The sequence below is a fragment of the Noviherbaspirillum sp. genome, assembly GCF_036846085.1.
GTDB lineage: Bacteria > Pseudomonadota > Gammaproteobacteria > Burkholderiales > Burkholderiaceae_D > Noviherbaspirillum.
On the sequence record NZ_DAIUCO010000033.1, the window covers coordinates 21,071 to 30,030 of the forward strand.

Here is an 8,960-nt window from a genome sequence, read left to right on the forward strand (position 1 = left end):
AAAAGCAAGTAGATAATGCTATTGCAGGATTTCGGGCGGCTGCATGGTGGGATGAAGCAATATTGGTTGCCGGCTTTACACTTTCAGTTCGTTAGTTTAATGTGAATGAAACACTGTTCAGATGGAGCGCCTTGAATGACCACTCTTGTAGTACGCCGGCTATTGATTGACCTGGAAACCCCATTTGCCCGCCACTGGTGCGGGGGTGACGCATTTCGCACAGCATTGTTCAATGCGCTGTCGATGAGCTTTCCGGTCGGCGAACAATTCTTCATCGATTCGGTGCGCAATGGCTTCAAGGCGTTGCCGACGGAAAAGCAGGAACGTTTTGCTGCCGAGGTGCAGGGCTTCATCGGCCAGGAAGCGACGCACAGGCGCATCCACAGCCTGTTCAACGCGCACCTGGAAAAGCAGGGGTTGAAGAACAATTGGGGACCGCGCGCGCAGGCCCGACTGAAACTGATGGAGGGCGTCGATTCCCGCCACTGGCTGGCGATCACGGCCGCCAATGAACATTTCACCGCCATCCTCGCCGAATGGATGCTGCGTCATCACGATCTGCTCAACGGTTCCGAGCCGCGGCTCAAGACCATGTGGCTATGGCACAGCGCCGAGGAATCGGAACATAAAAGCACTGCATTCGACCTGTACCAGGCGTTGGGCGGCAATCATGAATGGCGGATCAAGTGGTTCCGGCGCATCACGCTCGTATTTCTTGGCGATACGATCCGGCAGACGGTGCAGAACCTGAAAGATGACGGCACGCTATGGCAATGGCGCACCTGGAAAAGTGCCGCCACCTATCTGTTCGGTCGTCGCGGCCTGATACGTCAGACCTTCAAGCCATGGCGTGACTATATCCGGCCGGATTTTCACCCGAACCAGCATGAGAGTGAATTGTCCCGGCGCTGGCTGATCGACAATGCCCTTGAATATTCGCAAGTCGGTGGTGCGCAGCCTGCGGGATGAAACAACTTGTTGCAATCGTTACCGAATGACAGTGGCTTGCCCGTCACCCAGCGCGTTTAATAAGCTCAATCGTTAATGGGAGCTGTCATGAAACAATCCAAAACCATCCTGTCCGCCCTGGTGCTCGCAAGCCTCGCGCTCGGCGGATGCGCAACACCAAACTACTCCAGCGTGCCGGTCTCGCAATATCCGCAGCAGACCTATCCACAGCAAACTTACCCGCAACAAACCTATCCGCAACAAACCTATCCGACCCGGCCTAGCGCAAGCACGGTCGGCACAGTCGATTCCATCTACATGAACCAGGCCGAGGCAGGCAATAACGGCGGTGTCGGCGTCGGTGCAGTCGTCGGCGGCGTGGTCGGCGGCTTGCTGGGTAATCAGGTCGGCGGTGGTACCGGCAGGAAAGCGGCTACCGTGGCAGGCGCGGTCGGCGGCGCCGTGGTGGGACACCAGATGGAACAGCGCAATAGTGCCGGTGTCCGCAATACCTACCAGATCGGCGTGCGCCTCGACAACGGCGCATACCGCACGATCACGCAGGACAATGTCGCGGACTTGCAGGTGGGCAGCCGCGTTCGCATCGAAAACGACCGCGCATACCGTTATTAAGCCTTCCGTACCTTGGCGGGCGGCGCGCAGGCGGCATCGAACTTCGGAAACCGCAAGCCGCCCGGCCGCACCGCCTGTTAAAGTCGCCCTGTCGCGGCAACGTCACAGGAAATCGCAGTGCGCGTAAATAAACTGATCTCGAACTATATTGGCCGCTGGTCCGCGCTGCCGGTCGGCCGCCGCATCCTGCATGCGGTGCTCGCCCTTGGCGCCGTCCTTGGCACCGCCATTGCCGTGCTGCTGGCCTATGCGCTGATCGGCCTGGCGCCGACCCTGCCGTCGGTCGATGCCCTGGCCGACTACCGTCCCAAGGAGCCGCTGCGGGTCTATACCGCCGATAACGTGCTGATCGGCGAGTTCGGCGATGAGCGGCGTGAATTCGTGCCGATCGCCCAGATCCCGGAAGTGATGAAGCAGGCGGTGATCGCCATCGAGGACGACCGCTTCTACGAACATGGCGGCGTCGACCTCGTCGGTATCGTGCGCGCCGGCGTTGCCAATCTGCGCAGCAGCCGTTCACAGGGCGCATCGACCATCACGATGCAGGTGGCACGCACGTTCTTCCTCACCCGGCAAAAAACCTACACGCGAAAACTCCAGGAAATCATGCTCGCCTATCGCATCGAGCAGAAGCTGACCAAAGACCAGATCCTGGAGCTGTACATGAACCAGATCTACCTGGGCAACCGCTCCTATGGTTTCGGCACCGCGGCGCGCGTGTATTTCGGCAAGACGCTGGACCAGCTGACGGTGGCCGAGACGGCCATGCTTGCCGGACTGCCCCAGGCACCGGGCGCCGCCAATCCGGTCGTCAATCCGAAGCGCGCGAAGCAACGGCAACGGCAGGTGCTGAAGCGCATGCGGGACCTCGGGTATATCACCGAGGCGCAGCACGCAAAGGCGAGCGACGAAACGATCAAGGTGGTGCCGGGCGGAAAACGATTCGGCACCCATGCGGAACATGCGGCGGAACTCGTGCGCCAGCTGATGTTCGCGCAGTACAAGGATGAGACCTATACCCGCGGAATCTCGGTGTATACGACGCTGACGAAGGCGGACCAGGATGCCGCCTACGAAGCCGTCCGGCGCGGTGTGCTCGATTATGACCGGCGCCATGGCTATCGCGGACCGGAGGCCTTCATCAATCTTCCCGGCGATCCGGAAGATCGCCAGCAGCTGATCGACGAGACGCTGCTGCAGCATCCGGACAGCGATGATTTGCGGGCCGCGGTCGTTCTGTCCGCGTCGCCCAGGCAGGTGAACGTCGCAATGCTGTCCGGCGAGGAAGTCACCATTTCCGGTGAAGGCCTGCGCTTCGCCGCCCCGGCATTGGCAGCCAAGGCGCGCGACAAGGTCCGCTTGCGCCCCGGTGCGATCATCCGGATCGTGCAGGATGCGAAGGAAAAGTGGTCGATCACGCAGTTGCCCGAAGTCTCAGCCGCATTCGTGGCGCTCGACGCGCAGGACGGCGCATACCGCGCAATGGTCGGTGGATTCGATTTCAATATCAATCAGTTCGATCACGTCACGCAGGCGTGGCGCCAGCCGGGATCGACCTTCAAGCCGTTCATTTATTCAGCGGCGCTGGAAAAAGGCCTTTCGCCGTCCACCATGATCAATGATGCGCCGCTGGCAATCGCAAGCAGCAACGGTACGCCGGCCTGGGAACCGCAGAACGACGACGGCAGCTTCGATGGCCCGGTCACGATGCGTACCGGCCTGACGAGATCGAAGAACCTCGTATCCATCCGCATCCTGCAAACCATCACGCCGCAGTATGCGCTCGACTACATTACCCGTTTCGGCTTCCCCGCCGAACGGCATCCGGGCAACCTGACGATGACGCTCGGTACCGGCACGGTCACGCCGCTGCAGATGGCCGGCGCCTACACCGCCTTCGCCAACGGCGGTTACCTGACATCTCCCTACCTGATCAGCAAGGTGGTCGACGCGCGCGGCAATCTGCTCTCCGAGGCGGTGCCGGTGCGGGCCGGCGACCAGGCGGCACGCGTGCTCGATCCGCGCAATGCCTTCGTGGTCGACAGCATGCTCCGCGATGTGGTCCGGTCGGGCACCGCCTATTCCGCCAGCCAGAAGCTGCGCAGGAATGACCTGGCGGGGAAAACCGGCACCACCAACGATGCGCTCGATGGCTGGTTTGCCGGCTACGGCGGCAACATCGTGGCGGTTGCCTGGATGGGATTCGACAACCCGCGTTCGCTGGGCAACCGGGAATTCGGCAGCACGCTGGCGCTGCCGATCTGGATCAATTACATGCGCACCGCGCTGCGCGGGAAACCCGAAGTGCAGTTGCCGGTCCCGGCCGGCCTGGTCCAGGCGAACGGCGACTGGATGTACCAGGAATATGTGAATGCAAACGCGGTGGAATCGGTCGGCATCGAGCGGCCGAAGGGTTTCTGGGAACGCCTCTTCGGCGGTCAGCCGATATTCGGTAATCCGCCGCCACCGCCGTCACGGGAGGAAGAAGAGGAGAAGAAGCGGATGCAGGAGATTTATGGTTACGGCGGCTGAAAAGCGCGTCATTCCCATGCCAGGTGCAGAACGTTTTGATGATTTTCGGATCTGAGGAAAGTTTGCCGATGCCCGAACCGTAACTTTCCTTCATCGTTTTGCATGCCAAATCAACCATTTTTCTCATCCACCGTGCAATGGCTGCGCCGTCGCGGCATCCGTCTTGCAGTGATTGCCGGCCTCGGCGTTGCGCTGGCCGGTCCCGGTTGCAGTCATCTTGCCCAGAAGGAGAGGGAGCTGACCTTCCGCATCGCGGCCGGCACGGCAAGCTGGTACGGCGGCCTTCCCGACGGCATAACGGAATCGGTTCTGCCGATCGACAACAAGGGAAAGACCGAAAACATCCATACCTGGTGGTGGCCCGCCGCCACGCCGGACGCACCCGCGGTGCTGTACCTGCACGGGTCGCGCTGGAACCTGACCGGGCAGGCATTCCGCATCGAGCAGTTGCACGACTTCGGCTTTTCGGTACTGGCGATCGATTACCGCGGGTTCGGCAAGAGCGATGGCGGCCTGCCCTCGGAAGAGACGGTATATGAAGATGCGCGCGTCGCCTGGAAACAGCTTGCCAGCTTGCAGCCGGATCCGGCGCGCAGGTTCATATACGGTCACTCGCTCGGGGGCGCGATCGCGGTCGATCTGGCGGCGGAACTGAGCAGGGCGGATCAGCCGCAGGCACGCGGCCTGATCGTCGAGTCGTCGTTCACCTCACTGGCGGATATTGCACGCGCACTGACCTCTAAATGGCTGCCGCTGCAATTGCTGATGTCTCAGAAATTCGACTCGATCGACAAGATTGCCGATGTGCGCATGCCGACGCTCTTCGTGCACGGCACCCGTGACCGTTTCGTGCCGGCGCGATTCAGCCAGGAGCTGTTCGATGCCGCGTCGGGCGAAAAGCGCCTGCTGCTGGTCGAGGGCGGAACCCATAACAACAGCATGCGCGTCGGCGCGGAAGCGTACCGGCAGGCGCTCACCGAAGTCTTCGGCTGGACGCCTGCACCGTCCTGACGCTCCTGCTACGTGGCTTCGGAACGCGGCGTCAAAACGCCATGCTGTCGCCCGGCTGCATCGACAGCACCTTGACCGGCGCATTGCCGAGCGCGGTGGTGTATTCCTGCGGCGTGCCCTTGAGCGTGCGGTTGGTGCCGTAGTGGATCGGGATGGCGAACTTCGGTTTCAGGAAATCCCGGGTGGCGACTGCCGCATCTTTCGGGTCCATCACGAAATGACCGCCGATCGGGATCATGACGAGGTCGGGCTTGTAGTATTCGCCGATGAACTTCATGTCGCCGAATAGTCCCGTATCGCCCATGTGGTAAATCTTGAAGCCGTTTTCCAGCTCGATGATGAAGCCGACCGGCTCACCGCCGACATGGGTCTCGTCCTTGTCCGTCGATGGATTACGCCATACCAGTTCGGAACTGTGTTCGGCGCGGGTGGCCGTGATCCGCACGCCGCCGGGGCCGAAAGGCATGATGGTGCCGCCCTTGCCGAAGCGCTGCGACAGCGCCGGCGGCAGGATGCCGAGGGTGATCATCGACTGGTTCATGCCTGCCGGGCCGTACACCGGGACATTGTGCATCTTGGCCAGCGCCGGCGCATCGGCATAGTGGTCGAAATGTGCATGGGTCACGAGAATCAGGTCCACCTTGCCGAGCGCCGCGAGATCCTTGTACTGCTGCGGCGTTTTCGGATTGCTTGTCAGCCAGGGGTCGATAACGATCACCTTGCCGCCCGGCGTGGTGATCTTGGTGGCTGCCTGTCCCAGCCACTGGACCTGGGTTTTGCCTCCTTGCGTCGTGGCGGCGGAGGGACTGGCGGCGGATGGCGCCTGTTCCTGCGGGCCGCTGCATCCGGCGACCAGGATCGCGGCGGACATCGCTCCCAGCAGGTTCAGGAAATTCTTCTTCTTAAGCATGTTGTTATCTCCGAAGGTGGTGTGGAAATCGGTGGTGCTGTGCCGAAGTATAGAAGTTTTTGCAAAGTTCATCGCGCAGCAGACTTGCCGGCAAATGCATCGCGTGCCGTCAGGGTGCGGCCAGCACGCGTTCGATGGCCAGTGCAGCCGACAGAATGCGGGCGTCGGACATTGCAGCACCCGTAACGGAAAGGCCGACGGGCAATGTCCCGGGCGCATGGCAGGGTATCGATATCCCGCAGCCATCCAGCAAATTGATGGTGGAGGTATTGCGCAGCAGCAGACCGTTGAAGCGGAAAAACGTCTCCTCGGATGCCGCCAGCGGCGCTATCTCCGGCGCGACGACGGGCACGGTCGGCATGATCAGCGCATCGTAGGGCGCGAGTGCCTGCTCCATGCGCTCTATCCAGTCGCGCCGCCTGCGATGCAGGTCGATATAGTCGGCAGCGCTCATCGCGATGCCGGTCTTGATCCGCTTCGCGACACGGGGGTCGTAGTCCGCCTCCCGCTCAGCCAGTATGTCGCGGTGCCAGGTGTACGATTCCGCGCCGGAGAAGCGGTTGAGCTCGGCTGCTTCCGTTAGCGGCGCGAGCGGCGCCTCGATGATGGCGGCGCCCGCCGCCGACAGGCGTGACAGGGCTGCGGAGAAGGAAGCTGCGACGTGCGGTTCCAGTGCGTCCAGCACGACAGTGGCAGGAACCATCAACCGCAGTCCGCGAAGTGGAATGTCGCGAATCGCAAGTACGTCGTCCGCTATCACGCCGTCGATCGTGATGCAGTCCGCGACGGAGCGCGTCATGGCGCAAACGGTATCCAGCGTGGTCGAGAGCGGAATGGCACCGGTGGACGGCACCCGGCGCGCGGTCGGTTTGAAGCCGACGATGCCGCAAAGGGCGGCGGGAATGCGGATCGAGCCGCCGGTATCGGAGCCAAGCCCGGCGACGCAGAGACCGGCCGCGACCGACACCGCCGCACCGGAGGAGGAGCCGCCGGGAATGCGCGCAAGCGTGGCATCGGCGGGATTGGCCGGTGTGCCGTAATGCGGGTTCAGGCCGACGCCCGAAAAGGCGAATTCGGTCATATTGGTTTTGCCGAGGATCGCCGCACCCGCACGGCGAAGCCTGGCGACGACCGGCGCATCCGATCCGGCAGGCGGGCGGTCCTTCAGGACCACCGACCCGGCCAGGGTCGTCTCCCCGGCGACATCGAACAGGTCCTTGATCGACACCGGCAGTCCGGCGAGCGGAGAGAGATGAACGCCGGCGGCCAGCATCGCGTCCGCATGGGCAGCGGACGCGCGGGCCGCTTCAGGATAAAGACGGGTGAATACTGCGGTGGCGGTCTTCGCCTGTGCGATGCACCGCTCGATCAGCGCGGTCCGGGAGGAGGGTGCCATATTTTTCATAGGGGTCGAAATCAGGTTTTCCATTCGAATAGCTTGTTTGCGGGAGGGGAGAAAACGATAGCACAGCATGGCTGCGGTAACCGCGGGCGTCACGGACGGGTACCATCCCGTGTCCGCCGTTGGCAAGGCGCCATGATGCGGCGTCGCGGTATAATCCCGGTTTCCGTGTCAACCCGCAGCCGGGCTGCCTCTGCCGGCCACGCTGCTTCTTTCCTCTTGCCGCCATGCTGATTCTGCCGGGCTCCTCCGCCCTGTCTGCCTTCCGTACCCAACGCCTTCTATCCCAACTGCAAGCAATCGAGCCCGGCATTGTCGGTGTCACCGGTCGCTTCCTGCATTTCATCGACGCCTCCAGGCTGCTGGACGCCGACGATACGGGCCGGTTGAATGCCATGCTGACCTATGGCGAGCCGTTCACCGGCAGCGAGGAGGGCGACGAATTCGTGGTGATTCCACGCTTCGGGACCATTTCGCCGTGGGCCAGCAAGGCGACCGATATCGCCCACAACTGCGGCATGGCGCATATCCGCCGCATCGAGCGGGGCATTGCCTACCGGATAGCGATGAAATCCGGGCTGCTGGGCGGCAAGAAGAAGCTGCCGGACGCGGCGATTCAGGCCGTCGCCGGCCTGTTGCATGACCGTATGACCGAAACCGTCCTGCGCGGGGCAAACGATGCCACCGCACTGTTCAACGAACTCGAAGCACGGCCGCTCGCATTCGTCGATGTTCTGGCGGGCGGAAAGAATGCGCTGGTCGAGGCCAACGCGGAACTTGGGCTGGCATTGTCCGACGACGAGATCGATTACCTCGTCAATGCGTTCACCCAGGCGGCGCGCAACCCGACCGACGTTGAACTGATGATGTTCGCCCAGGCCAACAGCGAACACTGCCGCCACAAGATTTTCAATGCCGACTGGACGATCGACGGCCAGAGGCAGGAAAAGTCGCTGTTTGCGATGATCCGCAACACCCACCAGTTGCATCCCCAGGGCACGGTGGTGGCCTACAGCGACAATTCTTCCGTGATCGAAGGTGCGACGGTATCGCGTTTCTATCCGCGCGGCGCCATGTCGGGCAATGTGTACCAGGACTCGGAAGAGCTGACCCATATCCTCATGAAGGTGGAAACCCATAACCACCCGACCGCGATTTCACCGTTCCCCGGTGCTTCGACCGGGGCCGGCGGCGAGATCCGCGACGAAGGTGCGACCGGACGCGGCGCCAAACCGAAGGCGGGACTGACCGGTTTCACCGTTTCCAACCTGATGATCCCGCATGCGGTGCAGCCCTGGGAAAATGCGCTTGACGTGACAAAATCCGCCGAAGCGCGCGAGCAGGCGCGCGGCCAGGCCGGTATCTACGGCAAGCCTGAGCGGATCGCATCGCCGCTGCAAATCATGATCGACGGGCCCATCGGCGGCGCGGCGTTCAACAATGAATTCGGCCGTCCCAATCTCGCGGGCTACTTCCGTACCTACGAGCAGAAGGCAAACGGCACGGTGTACGGCTATCACAAGC

6 protein-coding genes and 1 pseudogene are annotated in these 8,960 nt (G+C 62.3%); 5 read left to right on the forward strand and 2 right to left on the reverse strand.

The annotated features are described in order from the left end of the window. Positions 1-135: 135 nt before the first annotated feature. The 4 genes from V7080_RS06125 to V7080_RS06140 all read left to right on the forward strand — a co-directional run bounded on the left by V7080_RS06125 (position 136) and on the right by V7080_RS06140 (position 5,124). Entirely contained in the window at positions 136-969 is an 834-nt protein-coding gene (locus tag V7080_RS06125; RefSeq protein ID WP_334187521.1) for a metal-dependent hydrolase, read from the forward strand. An 87-nt stretch (positions 970-1,056) separates the two neighbouring features. Continuing rightward, positions 1,057-1,581, forward strand: coding sequence for a glycine zipper 2TM domain-containing protein (locus V7080_RS06130; RefSeq protein ID WP_334187522.1), 525 nt, complete (start codon positions 1,057-1,059; stop codon positions 1,579-1,581). Between the two features lie 117 nt (positions 1,582-1,698). Beyond that, positions 1,699-4,113, forward strand: a complete 2,415-nt coding sequence (locus tag V7080_RS06135) for a penicillin-binding protein 1A (RefSeq protein WP_442947188.1) — start codon at positions 1,699-1,701, stop codon at positions 4,111-4,113. Positions 4,114-4,215: 102 nt separating this feature from the next. Next, entirely contained in the window at positions 4,216-5,124 is a 909-nt protein-coding gene (locus tag V7080_RS06140; RefSeq protein WP_334187523.1) for an alpha/beta hydrolase, read from the forward strand. 31 nt (positions 5,125-5,155) lie between these two features. Here the strand turns inward: V7080_RS06140 and V7080_RS06145 are convergent, their stop codons facing one another. Continuing rightward, complete coding sequence (locus tag V7080_RS06145) at positions 5,156-6,034, reverse strand: metal-dependent hydrolase (protein ID WP_334187524.1); 879 nt, start codon at positions 6,032-6,034, stop codon at positions 5,156-5,158. A 109-nt stretch (positions 6,035-6,143) separates the two neighbouring features. Continuing rightward, complete coding sequence (locus tag V7080_RS06150; protein ID WP_334187525.1) at positions 6,144-7,430, reverse strand: amidase; 1,287 nt, start codon at positions 7,428-7,430, stop codon at positions 6,144-6,146. Between the two features lie 233 nt (positions 7,431-7,663). On the opposite strand from V7080_RS06150, the pseudogene V7080_RS06155 reads away from it, so the two are divergent. Next, a pseudogene (locus V7080_RS06155) lies at positions 7,664-8,960 on the forward strand (phosphoribosylformylglycinamidine synthase); the annotation flags it as partial.